The organism is Serratia sp. BNK-33-b (assembly GCF_048684565.1).
GTDB lineage: Bacteria > Pseudomonadota > Gammaproteobacteria > Enterobacterales > Enterobacteriaceae > Serratia > Serratia marcescens.
Window position 1 is genome coordinate 2,738,412 of record NZ_JBLQTZ010000001.1, and the last position, 14,670, is coordinate 2,753,081.

Here is a 14,670-nt window from a genome sequence, read left to right on the forward strand (position 1 = left end):
CTCCACGCCGCAACAATGCAGGCGAACCTCACTGTGGAGATGAAGGCGGCTCACTAATTGGCGTAGCCAAAAGCAGAACGCGAACGCATCAGGACTGCGCCGCGCGCAGATACTCGATCAACGCCTTCAGCGCGCCCGACACGTGGCGATGGCCGGAGTAATAGAGGCACAGCCCCGGATAAGCCGGACACCACGCGTCCAGCGCGCGCTCCAGGCGCCCGTCGTGCAGCGCTTCCAGCGCCAAATGTTCAGGAACGAAAGCGATGCCGATACCGTCGATGGCGGCGTCCACCATCAGAGGCTGATCGGTCAGCGTCAGCGAGCCGGTAACGCCGATCGACTCGCTCACGCCATCACGTTCGAATTCCCAGCGGTAAATCGTGCCGCTGTCGAAGCGAAAGCGGATGCAGTTATGACGCAGCAAATCCTGCGGCGTCGCCGGGCGCCCATGGACGGCGAAATAGCCGGGCGCGGCGATGGCGGCGAAACGCACGGGCGGGCTGACGCGCATCGCGATCATGTCCTGCGGTACGGCTTCCGCCAGCCGAATGCCGGCATCAAACCCCTCGGCGACGATATCGCTCAACTTGCCGTCGCAGACGATATCCAGGTGGATATGGGGGTACTCGCGCAGAAAATCAGCCAGCAACGGACGCAATACCAGCCTGACTGCCCCTTCGCTGGCGTTGATGCGCACGGTGCCGCTCGGCGTGGCGCGCCATTCATCCACTTCATGCAGCGCCTGCGAAATAGACGACAGCGCCGGGCGCAGCTGCGCCGCCAAACGCTCACCCGCTTCGGTCGGCGCCACGCTGCGCGTGGTGCGGTTGAACAGCCTCACCCCAAGCCGCTGTTCCAGGTTTTTTATCGAGTGGCTGACCGCCGACGGCGTCACCTCCAGCTCCACCGCCGCCGCGTGAAAGCTGCGATGGGTGGCGACGGCCAGAAAAACGGTCAAGGCGAACAGATCGCCCTGTTTGAACGGGTAAGCAGCATTCATGGGGGCATCGCAAAATAGTGACATAAATTGAACAATTAACATGCCACAGATGAATGCGGCTCACAATGCGGCGCAATCCGCGTTTTCGCCGATGTGTGCCCCGGATGGTGGCGCATCGAGGGCATGCGCTGAGCGCCTCACAGTTCCCGCTGAAATCAATTGATTGTTTTGTCGTATAAATTTAGAACAGATGAACAATAATTCAAAAGTATGGGAACGGGGATGAATCAACAGACTCTCGACGCGCGCCGCTCGCGTCAGGCGTTGCTGGCCGGCTCGGTCGGCAACTTTATCGAATGGTATGAGTTCGGCGTATACGGGTTCCTGGCCACCGTTATCGCCGCCAATTTTTTCACGCTGCAGGGTGAAAATGAAATCACCAGTCTGATCCTCACCTACGCCGCTTTCGCGCTGGCGTTTTTCTGTCGGCCGATCGGCGCGGTGATCTTCGGCCGCATCGGCGATCGCATCGGCCGTCGCCCGACGCTGATTGCGGTTCTGCTGTTGATGACGCTGGCCACCGCGCTGATCGGCGTCATGCCGACCTATGCCTCGATCGGCGTCGCCGCCCCGCTGCTGCTGACGCTGCTGCGCATGTTTCAGGGGCTGTTCGCCGGCGGCGAATTCGGCGGCGCCGTGTCGCTGATGACCGAGTTCGCGCCGAAGGGCAAGCGCGGGCTGTTCGGCGCCTGGCAGTCGCTGACCGTCGCGCTCGGCCTGTTGGCCGGCGCCGGATTGGTGGCGCTGTTGGCCGCGCTGCTCAGCGCGCAGCAGCTGCATGACTGGGGCTGGCGCATTCCGTTCCTGCTGGCGCTGCCGATGGGCGCCGTGGCGCTGTGGCTGCGGCTCAAGCTCGAAGAGACGCCCACGTTTACCCAGGCGCAACAGGCCGCGGAACACAGCGCCCCACCGCCGGAAGCGAGCTTGGGCGGCGTAGCGAAAACCATACTGATCGGCATCGGCCGCATGATGGGCTGGTCGGCCGCCGGCTATACCTTTCTGGTGGTGATGCCTTCCTATTTGCAAACCTCGCTGCACGCCACCTTCCAGCAGGCGCTGGTGGCGACGGTGCTGGCCAACGTCGGCTTCGCCCTGACCATTCTGCCGGCGGGCATCATCAGCGACAAACTGGGACGTAAAACGGTGATGCTGACGGCGGTGGCGGCGGTGATCCTGTTCACCTTTCCCTTACTGCACCTGCTGCAGGATGCGCAGAGTTCACTGTGGGCCAAAGGGCTGGCGGTGATGGTCGCCGGTGCCGTGGTCGGCCTGCTGGCCGGTCCCGGCCCGGCGATGCTGGCTGAGATGTTCCCGACCCGGGTGCGCTATACCGGTTTGGGGCTGGCTTACTCGCTATCCAATGCGGTGTTTTCCGGCTCGGCCGGGCTGATTATCACCGGCCTCATCAAACAGACCGGCAATATCGACATTCCCGCCTACTACGTGGTCGCCACCTCGGTGGTGAGCCTGTTTGCGCTGATGACGCTGCGCCGCGACGATCATCTGCGCTCGCTGAACGAACGTTAATCCTGCGGGGGCGCATCGCCCCCTTGCCAACTCGTGACCTCGATCACAAGGCAAGAATGTTAACGTTAACTTTTGTGATTAACATCTCATGCGTGATATCTGGCCGCTTCATCCCTTCGCGAGTTAACGTTAACAATAGAGCTAACTTCACTCACCGGGGCCCTACCCATGAACCGCGAAACGAAAAAATATTACGTGCTGCTCAGCGGCCTGCTGTTCTTCTTTTTCTTCACCTGGTCTTCCAGCTTTTCGTTGATCTCGCTGTGGCTGAATCAAAAGATCGGCCTGAAAGGCGCCGAGACCGGCCTGATCTTCTCCGCTATCTCGCTGGTGGCGCTGTGCGCACAGCCGCTGTACGGGTTTATTCAGGATAAACTTGGGCTGCGCAAACACCTGCTGCAGTTTCTCGGCGTGATGCTGCTGCTGACCGGCCCGTTCTTTATCTACGTTTACGCCCCGCTGCTGGCGAGCAGCCTGCCGCTCGGCGCTTTGGTCGGCGGGGTGTTCATCGGCGCGACCTTCTTCGCCGGTATCGGCGCGTTGGAATCTTATACCGAGCGAGTCAGCCGCATCAGCGGTTTCGAATTCGGCCGCGCCCGCATGTGGGGCTCGCTTGGCTGGGCCAGCGCCACCTTTGTGGCCGGTTTTATCTTCAATATCAATCCGAACATCAATTTCTGGCTGGCCTCCGCCGCCGCCGTGGTGTTCCTGGTGCTGCTTAGCCAGGTACGCGAGCTGAAGCCGAATGCCATGGCCGGCCTGGCGTTCGGCAAACCGGAAAACCTGCGGCTGCAGGACGCGCTGGCGCTGCTGCGCATGCCCGGCTTCTGGGCGCTGGTGGTGTTTGTGCTGGGGATCAGCGTATACAACGTTTTCGATCAGCAATTTTCGGTCTACTTCGCTTCACAGTTCGCTTCTCGCGCACAGGGCAACGAGATGTACGGTTTTCTCAACTCGCTGCAGGTCTTCCTCGAGGCAGGCGGCATGTTCCTGGCCCCGCTACTGGTGAACCGCATCGGCGCCAAACAGGGGCTGTTGCTGGCCGGTGGCGTAATGGCGCTGCGCATGTTCGGCTCCGGCTTGGTCAGCGGCGCCTTGATGATCTCCGCCATGAAACTGCTGCACGCCGTAGAGTTGCCAATCCTGCTGATCGCTATTTTCAAATACATCGCGAGCCGCTTTGACAGCCGACTCTCCTCCACGCTGTACCTGGTCGGTTTCCAGTTCATCACCCAGGTGATGGCCAGCTTCCTGTCACCGCTGGCGGGCTACGGTTATGACCGCATCGGCTTTGCCGACACCTATCTGCTGATGGGCTGCGCGGTCGCCGCCACCACGCTTGTCTCCTGTTTCCTGCTGCGCGGCGAACGCTCCGCCACGGCAACGCCCTTTCCATCCGCCATTAAATCAAGTGAGTCTGTCCAATGAATACTGCCTTAGCTCAAGCCGACCATGCGGTCGAAGCCCTGCGCGCAGAACGCCGAGACGATTATTATCCGCAGTTCCATCTCGCGCCGCCCGCCGGCTGGATCAACGATCCCAACGGCCTGATCTGTATTGACGGCGTCTATCATGCCTTCTTCCAGCATCACCCCTATAGCGAGCACTGGGGCCCCATGCACTGGGGGCACGCGACCAGCCGCGACCTGATACGCTGGCAGCATCAGCCCATCGCCCTGGCGCCCGATGCGCCCTATGACCAAGACGGTTGCTTTTCCGGCTGCGCCGTGGATGACAACGGCGTGCTGACGCTGATTTACACCGGCCACGTGTGGCTGGGCGAACCCGGTGACGACAGTCAGGTGCGGGAAGTGCAATGTCTGGCCACCAGCGAAGACGGCATACGCTTCGTCAAGCACGGGCCGGTGCTGGCCCCGCCGGACGGCATTCAGCATTTTCGCGATCCGAAAGTCTGGCGCGAGAACGGCGAATGGTGGCTGGTGGTCGGCGCCAAAGAAAACGGCCTGGGCCAGGTGCGCCTGTACCGTTCTGCCGACCTGCGCGCCTGGCGCTTCGATCGGGTGCTGGCCGGCGCGCAAACGGCGCATCAAGGGTATATGTGGGAATGCCCGGATTTCTTCCCGCTGGGGGAACAACACCTGCTGCTGTTCTCGCCGCAAGGACTTGCGGCGCAGGGCTACCGCTACCGCAATCGCTTCCAGAGCGGCTATCTGCTTGGCCACTGGCGGCCTGATAGCGACTTTACGGTGACCCAGCCTTTCTGTGAGCTGGATGCCGGCCACGATTTCTATGCGCCGCAGACCTTCACCGCCGCCGACGGCCGTCGGCTGCTGTTTGCCTGGATGGATATGTGGGAATCACCGATGCCCAGCAAAGCGCACCGCTGGGCCGGCGCCCTCACCCTGCCGCGCGAGCTGACGCTGGCCGCCGACGGCAGCGTCCGCATGAACCCGGCGCGTGAACTGGCGGCGCTGCGTCGAGAGTCACACACGTTGTCGGCGCAGACGCTGACCAATCAGCAACTGCCGCTGGCGAACGATATGCAGGAGCTCATCCTGACGTTGAGACAGGCCGACAGCGACGCCGAGCGTTACGGGCTGGCCATTGGGAGTGCGGCGCGGCTGTACGTCGACAATCAGTCACACCGACTGGTGCTGGAGCGTTTTAATGAACATCCGGCGCTGTGCGCCTGCCGCAGTGTGCCGCTGCCGGAAGGTGACACCGTGTCGCTGCGGATCTTTATTGACCGCTCCTCGCTGGAAATCTTCGTTAATCAGGGAGAGGCCTGCCTGACCAGCCGCTTCTATCCGACGGCGGGCGATCGCCGTCTCAGCCTGTTCGCCGAAGGCGGCCGGGCGCAGTTCGAGTCAATCGAGGGATGGCAGTTGGCGAGCATCTGGGGGTAATGGGAATGAGCACCGGGCGCGCAGCGACGCACCCGGTGCGGTTACAGCGAACCACGCGCCAACAGCGGGCAAGGCACTTTCACCGTATCACGCTGTTCCCGCTGCTCGATCACATGCAGCGCCGCAAGGCGACCCAGCGCATAGTGCGGCAATTGCACCGTCGTCAACGCCGGCAGGAACAGCTCGCCGATGCCAACCATGTTGTCGTAGCCCAGCACCGCCACCTGTTGCGGTATCCGCCATCCTTGCGCCAGCAATACCTGATACACCAGAAACGCTATCCGATCGTTCCCGCATACCACGACATCGCAATCGCGCCGGCCGGCAGAGAAATGCCGCGCCAGCACCGCGACGCAGTCGCGATAGCCTTGATCGCCGCCGCTCAGATCGAGATGATACTGCCGCAGTTGTTCAACATCGCGCCCCGCTTCGCGCCAGGCGCGCTCCAGACCGCGACGGCGCAGCCCCGCCGCCAGCGTATCCGCCGGTAAATGTATGCACAGCGGCGAACGATAGCCTTTGGCGATCAGCGTGCGCGTGGCGTCATACTGCCCTTGCTCATCATCAGGAATGTAGCTGGCGATCGCGTGCGCCGGGCTGACGCAGTTGGCCAGCACCAGCCTTTTGTCCAACAGTTTGGCCGGCACATCCACCTGACGCAGCCCCATGGTGGTGAAGATCACGCCGTCCGGTCGATGCGCCAACAGCAGATCGACGGTCTGTTCAGCGTTGTCGTCGGCAAACAGGTTGACGACGAAGCTGTTCCAGCCGCGCTCACGCGCGGTTTTTTCAATCGACAGGATCATGTCCACCGAGAACGGCGTCGTGGCGGTGTCCAGCGCCAGCACGCCGAGCGTCTGTACGCGATTTCCGTCACCGCGAATACGCCGCGCTGACAGATCCGGCACATAGTCCAACTGGTCGATCGCCTGTTTGACGCGGTGATAGGTTTCCGGCCGCAGCTTGCCGGGTTCATTGATGGCGCGGGACACCGTCATCAACGAGACTCCGGCAAGTTTTGCGACGTCTTTCAGCGAAGCCATGCGCCCTTCTTTATGATTAATGGGGAAAAGTGAATAATCCCATAACCGGGCGCAGGACTCTACTCTGCGTTAGCAGGCTGTGATGTTCGCCCACAGGATCGCGCCGTCGGCCGTCAGCGGCGTCACTTCGCCACCCGCCGCCGTCCACCAGACACCCTCGCGCGCCCGCAGTTCGCCGCCCTCCGGCAGCGACCAAACGCCGCCCAGCACATACAGCACGCCCGCCCGGTTGGGTGACAGGGTGACGGGCACCGTACTGCGCCGCACCTCGGCCGCCTGCCGGCCGCGGCGTGTCATGATGTTGAAATCCTGACTGGCGCCGCCCAGCAGCGTCGCTTCCAGCGCCACGTCGCCGGAAAACGCGAACGGCTCCCCGACGCGCGCCAACTGATGGTCGATATGCCCGGCGCTGAACAGCCGCACGCCGTCGCCTTCCAGCAGGGTGATCGAACGATCGATGCCCGCAAAGGCGGAAAACGGCCCGTCCTGCGCGATGGTGGCGATGCTGGCGCGCCAGTCAAAATCCTGCGCGCCCGGCGGCCAGCTGACGATTTCACGGGTTTCCCCACCGCCGTTGCGCCACGGGCTGACCGGCAGCGCGGCGAAGTTAAAACGGTTCAGGCTCATTACGCCTCCTGCTGAAAGGTTTTCAGCACCTGCAGGAACTCGGCGCTGCTCTGCTGCTGCAGCGCGTGCCGCCCCTGCTCGATCACCTGCCGGCCGCCGACGAACACGTCGCGAATTTGCTCCTTGCCGCCGGCGAACAGCCAGCGATTGAGGATCGAGGCGTCCGGCGCCGCCGCCAGATACGGATCGTCGCCGTCCAGTACCAGCCAGTCGGCGCGATAGCCGCTCTGCAGCCGACCGATCGGCGCGCCGCACGCCTGCGCGCCGCCCTGCAGCGCCTGCAGGTACAGCACATCGCCTACCGCCGACTGTTCCGGTGTCGTTAGGCGATTGCGACGCTGATCGCGCAGCCGCTGGCCGTATTCAAACCAGCGCAGCTCTTCCACCACGTTGAGCGAAACGTGGCTGTCGGAACCGATGCCCCAGCGCCCCTGCTGCTGCAGGTAAGCGTCGCCGGGGAAAATGCCGTCGCCGAGGTTGGCTTCGGTGGTCAGACACAGGCCGGCCACCGCGCGGCTGCGCGCCAGCGCTTCCAGCTCGTCGCGATCCAGATGGGTGGCGTGCACCAGGCACCAGCGCTGATCCACCGGCAGATGGTCATACAGCCAGGCCACCGGGCGCTGCCCGCTCCACGCCAGACAGTCGTTCACCTCTTTTTGCTGCTCGGCGATATGAATATGCACCGGCAAGGTGCGATCCGACGCGGCCAAAATTTGCTGCATCTGCCCCAGCTCCACCGCACGCAGTGAGTGGAAACACAGCCCCTGATTCTGCAACGGGCGATCCGCCAGCTGACGGGCAATCACCTGCTGCTGATGCAGATAGCTTTCGGTGTCCTGGATAAACCGTTTCTGCCCCGGCTGGGCCGGCTGGGCGCCGAAACCGGCGTAGCTGTAAAGCACCGGCAGCATCGTCATGCCGATGCCGGCCTGATGTGCGGCCTCGCTGAGGCGGCCAGTCATCTCACCGCGATCGGCGTAAGGCTTGCCGTCGGCGTCGTGATGCAGGTAGTGGAATTCGGCCACCTGGGTGTATCCGCCCTTGAGCATTTCGATATACAGTTGACGGGCGACCACCTCCACCTGCTCCGGCGTCAGACGCTGCACCAGGCGGTACATCAGATCGCGCCAGGTCCAGAAGCTGTCCTGCGGGTTGCCCGCCACTTCCGCCAGCCCGGCCATCGCGCGCTGGAAAGCGTGGGAGTGCAGGTTCGGCATGCCCGGCACCGCATCGCCGTGCAGCCGAATGCAGCCTTGCGGCTCAGCGTTGGCGGTAACTTGAGTCAGATAACCTTGCGCATCGACGTCCAGCCGGACGTTATGCGCCCAGCCCTCTGGGAGCAAAGCGCGTGGGGCAAAATAAGCAGGCATGGCAGTATTCCACGGTTAATGTAACGGCGAATAAGGCGCGGCGGTGGCGCGTCTTAAGGAATTTTTGGCGGTCGCCGGCAAGTTTCTGGCGCGACGGCCACTAGTTGTATATACATATACATACGCCGACATCAACAGTAAACTGGTGTTATTATTTTTTTATTTGACGAGGTTAACGTCGTGGCTGAACAACAGACCGTGTTACAACTGGCGGCTGCAATGAGCGATGCCCCCGCCCCGATCTACCAACGGGTCAAACAGGCGATCGTGAATCAAATCCGTGCGGGGCATTGGCAACCGCACCAGCGCGTGCCCTCCGAAAGTGAACTGGTGGCGGAACTGGGCGTCAGCCGCATGACCATCAACCGCGCGCTGCGCGAGCTGACCAGCGAAGGTTTTTTGATTCGCATGCAGGGCGTCGGCACCTTCGTCGCCGAAGCCAAGGCGCATACCGCACTGCTGGAAGTGCACAACATCGCCGATGAGATCGCCGCGCGAGGTCATCACCACAGCAGTAAAATCCTCGAGCTGAAGGCCCGCCCGGCCAGCGAGGAAGAAGCGACGGCGCTGGGCATTCAGCCCGGCCAACGGCTGTTCTACTCCCAGATCGTGCATTACGAAAACGACGTGCCGGTGCAGGTGGAAGACCGCTGCGTCAACCCACTGGTGGCGCCGGATTACCTGAAGCAGGATTTCGACCGCGTCACGCCCTATACCTATCTGACGCAGGCCGCGCCGCTGACCGCCGGCGAACACATCGTCGAAGCGGTGATCCCCACCCGGCGCGAGCGCGAGCTGCTGCAGCTGGAGGACCACGAACCCGGCCTGCTGATCCATCGCCGCACCTGGTCCGGCAAAACCGTGGTCACCTCGGCCCGGCTGCTGTACCCCGGCAGCCGTTATCAACTGTTCGGCCGCTTCACCAGCGAAGTCTGATCCCCGGCGGGCGCCCCTGCGCCCGCATCTCCGCGGTCGATCACATCCTGATAACAAAATCTCTCCCGCCTCTTGTGACATCCCGGTGAATGCGTTAGGTTGTTTTTAATTGTATATACAACCATGTGGGAGCTGCGGCTCCGGCGGAGGAAAGCAATGACGTCTGAGATTCACTGTGACAGCCTGTGGCACGGCGCCGATATCGTCACCATGCGCGACGGCAAATATCACACCCTGACCGACGGCGCGATCGCCGTGCGCGACGGCAAGATCGTCTGGATTGGCGAACATGCGGCGTTGCCGCCCGGCCTGATCGCGGACGAAACGGTGAAATTCGACGGCGGCATCGTCACCCCCGGCTTTGTTGACTGCCACACGCACCTGGTGTTCGGCGGCAACCGCAGCGGCGAGTTCGAACAGCGGCTGAACGGCGTAAGCTACGCCGACATCGCCGCACAGGGCGGCGGCATTATCTCCACCGTGAAAGCCACCCGCGAGGCCGACGAAGCGCTGCTGCTGGAGCAGGCGCTGTTCCGCCTGCGGCCGCTGCTGGCGGAAGGCGTCACCTGCGTGGAGATCAAGTCCGGCTATGGCCTCAGCCCGGAGAGCGAACTGAAAATGTTGCGGGTGGCGCGCAAGTTGGGCGAGCTGCTGCCGGTCGAGGTGAAAACCACCTGTCTGGCGGCCCATGCGCTGCCGCCGGAATACGCCAACCGCGCCGACGACTACATTAATCTGGTCTGCGACACCATCATCCCGCAGGCGGCGGCCGCCGGCCTGGCGGATGCGGTCGACGCCTTCTGCGAGCATCTGGCGTTCTCACCGGCGCAGGTGGAGCGAGTCTTCGCCGCCGCCGAAGCCGCCGGTTTGCCGGTCAAGCTGCACGCCGAGCAGCTCTCCGCCCTCGGCGGCAGCACGCTGGCGGCGCGCCACCACGCGCTCTCCGCCGACCACCTCGAATACGCCACCGAGCAAGACGCCCGCGCCATGGGCGACGCCGGCACCGTGGCGGTGCTGCTGCCGGGCGCCTACTACCTGCTGCGTGAAACTCAGTGCCCGCCGGTAGCGCTGTTCCGCAAGCACCACGTGGCGATGGCGATCGCCAGCGACGCCAACCCCGGCACCTCGCCGGCGCTGTCGCTGCGCCTGATGATCAACATGGCCTGCACGCTGTTCCGCCTGACGCCGGAAGAGGCGCTGGCGGGCGTCACCACCCACGCCGCCAAAGCGCTGGGGCTGCAGCACAGCCACGGCACGCTGGAAACCGGCAAGGTGGCGGACTTCGTTCACTGGCCGCTGTCGCGGCCGGCGGAACTGGCTTATTGGTTGGGCGGTCAACTGCCCTGTACGGTGATTTTCCGAGGAGAAGTACGTCAATGACCATTCGCGATCCTTTTAGCTTCCAGACCGGCAGCCTGCCGCTGCTGATCAGCATTCCGCACGCCGGCACGCAACTGACGCCGGCGGTCGAGGCCGGGCTGACCGACGACGCTCGCCCGCTGCCCGATACCGACTGGCACATTCCGCAGCTGTACGACTTCGCCCGGGCGATGGGCGCCAGCGTGCTGGTCGGCAACTATTCGCGCTTCGTCATCGATTTGAACCGCCCGGCGGACGACAAGCCGCTGTACACCACCGCCACCACCGGCCTGTATCCCGACGTGCTGTTCGACGGCCGCCCAAGCTTCCTGCCGGGCAAAGCGCCGACGGACGAAGAACGCGCCGCCTACCTGCAGCAAATTTGGCAACCTTATCATCAGCAGCTGCAGAACGAACTGGCGCGCCTCAAAGCGCGCCATGGCTATGCGCTGCTGTTCGACGCGCACTCCATCGCCTCAGTGATCCCGCGGCTGTTCGACGGCCAACTGCCGGATCTCAATCTCGGCACCAACGGCGGTGAAAGTTGCGCCCAGGCGCTGAGCGATCGGCTGGTCGCCTGCTGCGAGCAGCAACAGCAGTACACCCACGTGCTCAACGGTCGCTTTAAGGGCGGTTATATCACCCGCGCTTATGGTCAGCCGCAGCAACAACAGCATGCGATCCAGCTCGAACTGGCGCAGGTCAACTACATGTCCGAACAGTATCCTTTCGCGTTCGAGCCCCAGCGCGCCGCCTCGCTGCTGCGCCTGCTCAAGCAGATGATTGAAAGCCTGTTGGACGGCGCCGCCAGACTGAATTGATCCCCCTTTACAGGCGCCGCCGCGCGCCTGTTTTTCTCCCGCCTCTAACCGCAACGCCAGCAGCAATCTGCGCGCTATATCAAAGTTTCGCGTGATTCCCCGCTAACTGGTCTAAACAGCGCACAAAACAGCGGCCGACGAAAAACGCACTGCGCCACAATCAGCCCAAAAGCCCGCGCTCAGCGCCGGGCGGCGTGTGGCCAGCTGGCCCGTTTCGAATACTCTCTGGAGGCCCTATGTCTGTAACACCGTTAAACTGGCGCGCTGCCGGCGCCTTGGCCGAACAACTGCTGGCCGGCTGGCAACGGCATGGCGAACCCGGCGGCGCCATCACCCTGTTTGACGCCCAACAACGCCGCGCCACCGCCTGCGCCGGCCTGGCCGATCTGGCGCAGAACACCCCCTTCACCGCCGACAGCGTGGTGCGTTATGCTTCAGTGACCAAGCATATCTTCGCAGCGCTGGCGCTGAACGCCACCGATCGCGCCATTCGGCTGGAGCAACGTCTGGGTGAACTGCTCCCCGCCCTGCAGCCCGCGTTGGCGGACGTTACCGTCGGCCAGGCGCTGGACATGACCGGCGGCCTGCCCGACGTGCGCGAGACGCTCGGCCTGCTGGGCATCTCGCTGCACGCCGTCAGCGAGGCGCAGCCGGTGATGCGGTTTGTCGAGGGGCTGGAGAAATTGAACTACGAAGCCGGCAGCGAGATCGCCTACAGCAATACCGGCTATCGGCTGCTGGAGGCCGCGCTGCGCAGCAAAGGGTATGATTTCGACCAACTGGTGCAACAGCACATCGCCCGGCCGCTGCAGGTGCAGATGCGGGCGCCGGAAAGCTGGTTCGACGTGGTGCCGGGATTGGTGCCGGGTTACTGGCGTGCGCCGCAGGGCTGGCAACACGCCAGCGCCGGCCTGCACCTTTCCGCCTCCGGCAGCCTGACCGGCAGCCTCAACGCCCTCACCCGCTGGCTGCAGACGCTGCTGGCCGACCAGGGCCCCGGCCAGGGCGTGCTGGCGCAACTCGGCGCACCGCGCCGTCTCAATCAGGGCCAGCTCAGCGCTTATGGCCTGGGTCTGGCGCAAACCCCGCTGGGCCGCCGCCGCTTGCTCGGCCACGGCGGTTCCCACGCCGGTTACAAAACCTATTTCCTGCTGGCGCCCGACCGTCAGGCCGGCGTCGCGCTGGTGGCCAATCGCGAAGACTGCGACAGTTTCGGGATGGCTTTGCAGGTGATGGCGGCGCTGCTCGGCGAACCGCTGCCGCAGCGCAGCACGGCGATCCCCGACGGCCTCTACGCCACGCTGGCGGAGCCGCACTGGCTGGAGGTCAAAGATGGCAACCTGGCCTATCTGGGCAGCGATGAACCGCTGTATCAGGGCGAGGACGGGTACGCCGTGTCGCTGTCCGCCCATATGCCGCTCAAATTGAAATGGACCGGTGAAGCGATCGAGGGCGAAGTCGGGCATGTGGCGCGCCGTTTTCTGCCGGTCACGGCTAACGGCGACTGCCTGAAGCATGTGCAGGGGCTGTGGTATCACCCGCACTATCGCACCGCCTTTGAAATTCGCGGCGATCGGGTGCATATTGGCGTCGGTCCGGCGGCGCAGACCGGCACGCTCAGCCCGCTCGGCCAGGGCCGCATGCTGGTGGAGTGCCAGGACGGCCCGTGGTTAAAACGCTTTTGCCTCTATTTCCGCGGTTACAACGTGGATCTCATCGCCAACCGCAGCCGGATGCTGACCTTCCGCCGCAGCACCGTCGGCCGCGACTGACGCTCAGCGTGCGCTGCCGGTTTTGACCGCCAGCAGCGCATCCGCCAGCCGCCGCTTGTCGGCGGCGCTGAGATTCACCTGATCCACCGACGCCATAAACGCCGCCCGATCCGCCTCGCCGAGCGGGCCGGCACGCAGCCGCTCCGCCAGGCGTTGCAATATCTGGCTGCTCAGTTGCGCGATCTGCGGGCGCACCTGCGCCAACGGCCGCGGCTGCCAGCCGGGCTCCGGGCTCGCCAGCCAGTCGGCGCGATAGCGGTACTGAATCGCCTTGGCGGCGTCCATCTGCGCGGCGATAAAAGGCCGCACCGACGCCGGCTCCAGCCCCAAACGCCCCGCCTCCGCCTGCGCGCTGGCCAACACCTTCGCCTCCTGCGCCAGGTCTTCGATCGGTAAATGCTGCTGCGCCTTGTAACCGGCAACGTCTTTCATCAACGACAGCCGTTGGTTCACCAGCTCGCCGATGGCGGCGGCGCCATCTGCCAACGCCGGAAAACTGGTCAAACAGCAGGCTATCAATAACGCCCTGAACATGGCGCCTCCCTTATGATGCAGTGAAAATGTCAGGCCCAAAGTTCACCACGTCCGCCCCGCGCTGGCAAATAAAAAGGCCCCGCCGCAGCGAGGCCCGATAACGCTCGACAAACGTTAGTCGAAAACGCCATTGATCACGGAGGCCACAATCGCGGTGCTGAGTGCGACCAGCACCAGGTCGTCGCCGGCGATACGCCACTCATAACCCGGGTACTGCGGCAACTCACGCAGCATCGAGTAAGGCACCACTTTTTTGGCGATACCCGGCGGCAGCGGTTTACCGCGCGCCAGATTTTTGGCGATGCCCGGTGGCAGCGAGCTGTAGCCGGTCAGGCCATAGTTGTGCGCCAGCGAACGGGCGCGGTCGCGCGAGAGGCTGACGGAGACCAGATTATCGTCGTTCCTATAGCCGCCTTTATCTTTATTGCCTTTGTTGCCGTGATTGCCGTTGTTGCCATGGTTACCGTTATTGCCGTGATTGCCGCTGTTACCATGGCCGTTCCCGTTGCCGTTACCATTGCCGCCTTTGTCGGCCAAGGCCGGGGCGGATGACAACCCCAGCGATGCAATCAGCGCCAACACCGTGAGAGTCGTACGACGTTTGTTCATGTTGTGTATTCCTGCGTGGGTGACTCTGTTGACTATAGCCAGCCTTTTCCAGACAAAGTATAAGGAAAACTCCGAGATAACGGTGCGCTTTTACGGCATTCGCTTTCAAACCTTGTCTCAACGCAAAATGCCTCGAAAATGCCGATGCTTGTCTCAGATTTTTCTTGAAGAAAAATAAGCCTTACGCTAGCGTGGGAAGGTAACA

At 63.3% G+C, this 14,670-nt stretch carries 13 protein-coding genes; 7 read left to right on the forward strand and 6 right to left on the reverse strand.

Features of this window, described 5'->3' with window-relative positions:
• Positions 1–88: 88 nt before the first annotated feature.
• Entirely contained in the window at positions 89–1,000 is a 912-nt protein-coding gene (locus tag ACMGGK_RS13015) for a LysR family transcriptional regulator (protein ID WP_004941330.1), read from the reverse strand.
• A gap of 222 nt (positions 1,001–1,222) precedes the next feature.
• On the opposite strand from ACMGGK_RS13015, the gene ACMGGK_RS13020 reads away from it, so the two are divergent.
• From ACMGGK_RS13020 to ACMGGK_RS13030, 3 genes are all read left to right on the forward strand, one after another.
• The gene (locus tag ACMGGK_RS13020; protein WP_079449325.1) at positions 1,223–2,527 is read left to right on the forward strand and encodes an MFS transporter; all 1,305 of its coding nucleotides are present in this window, start codon (positions 1,223–1,225) and stop codon (positions 2,525–2,527) included.
• Positions 2,528–2,695: 168 nt separating this feature from the next.
• Complete coding sequence (locus ACMGGK_RS13025) at positions 2,696–3,955, forward strand: MFS transporter (protein WP_033640564.1); 1,260 nt, start codon at positions 2,696–2,698, stop codon at positions 3,953–3,955.
• The gene (locus ACMGGK_RS13030) at positions 3,952–5,394 is read left to right on the forward strand and encodes a glycoside hydrolase family 32 protein (protein WP_261419640.1); all 1,443 of its coding nucleotides are present in this window, start codon (positions 3,952–3,954) and stop codon (positions 5,392–5,394) included. Before ACMGGK_RS13025 ends, ACMGGK_RS13030 begins: the two co-directional genes overlap by 4 nt.
• A 41-nt stretch (positions 5,395–5,435) precedes the next feature.
• On the opposite strand, the gene ACMGGK_RS13035 is transcribed toward ACMGGK_RS13030, so the two are convergent.
• From ACMGGK_RS13035 to ACMGGK_RS13045, 3 genes are all read right to left on the reverse strand, one after another.
• Entirely contained in the window at positions 5,436–6,437 is a 1,002-nt protein-coding gene (locus ACMGGK_RS13035; protein ID WP_028127390.1) for a LacI family DNA-binding transcriptional regulator, read from the reverse strand.
• Positions 6,438–6,506: 69 nt separating this feature from the next.
• Positions 6,507–7,064 (reverse strand): HutD family protein, encoded by a 558-nt coding sequence (locus ACMGGK_RS13040; RefSeq protein WP_049300629.1) that lies wholly within the window; start codon positions 7,062–7,064, stop codon positions 6,507–6,509.
• Positions 7,064–8,434, reverse strand: coding sequence for a formimidoylglutamate deiminase (locus ACMGGK_RS13045; protein WP_049300630.1), 1,371 nt, complete (start codon positions 8,432–8,434; stop codon positions 7,064–7,066). The genes ACMGGK_RS13040 and ACMGGK_RS13045 overlap by 1 nt, the downstream gene beginning before the upstream one ends.
• A 180-nt stretch (positions 8,435–8,614) precedes the next feature.
• Here ACMGGK_RS13045 and hutC point away from each other — a divergent pair, with 180 nt between their 5' ends.
• The 4 genes from hutC to ACMGGK_RS13065 all read left to right on the forward strand — a co-directional run bounded on the left by hutC (position 8,615) and on the right by ACMGGK_RS13065 (position 13,322).
• Entirely contained in the window at positions 8,615–9,370 is a 756-nt protein-coding gene (gene hutC / locus ACMGGK_RS13050; RefSeq protein ID WP_028128056.1) for a histidine utilization repressor, read from the forward strand.
• A gap of 156 nt (positions 9,371–9,526) precedes the next feature.
• On the forward strand, positions 9,527–10,750 hold the full coding sequence (gene hutI / locus ACMGGK_RS13055) for an imidazolonepropionase (protein WP_016928030.1): 1,224 nt from the start codon (positions 9,527–9,529) through the stop codon (positions 10,748–10,750).
• Entirely contained in the window at positions 10,747–11,550 is an 804-nt protein-coding gene (hutG, locus tag ACMGGK_RS13060) for an N-formylglutamate deformylase (RefSeq protein ID WP_420276945.1), read from the forward strand. Before hutI ends, hutG begins: the two co-directional genes overlap by 4 nt.
• Positions 11,551–11,786: 236 nt before the next feature.
• A complete protein-coding gene (locus tag ACMGGK_RS13065) occupies positions 11,787–13,322 on the forward strand; it encodes a serine hydrolase domain-containing protein (RefSeq protein WP_110146925.1) in 1,536 nt (511 codons plus the stop codon).
• Positions 13,323–13,325: 3 nt separating this feature from the next.
• On the opposite strand, the gene ACMGGK_RS13070 is transcribed toward ACMGGK_RS13065, so the two are convergent.
• Positions 13,326–13,856 (reverse strand): chorismate mutase, encoded by a 531-nt coding sequence (locus ACMGGK_RS13070; protein WP_033640575.1) that lies wholly within the window; start codon positions 13,854–13,856, stop codon positions 13,326–13,328.
• Positions 13,857–13,970: 114 nt separating this feature from the next.
• Positions 13,971–14,465 carry an anti-virulence regulator CigR family protein gene (locus tag ACMGGK_RS13075; protein WP_033640576.1) on the reverse strand — a complete coding sequence of 165 codons (495 nt, stop codon included), beginning with the start codon at positions 14,463–14,465 and terminating at the stop codon, positions 13,971–13,973.
• Between the last annotated feature and the right edge of the window lie 205 nt (positions 14,466–14,670).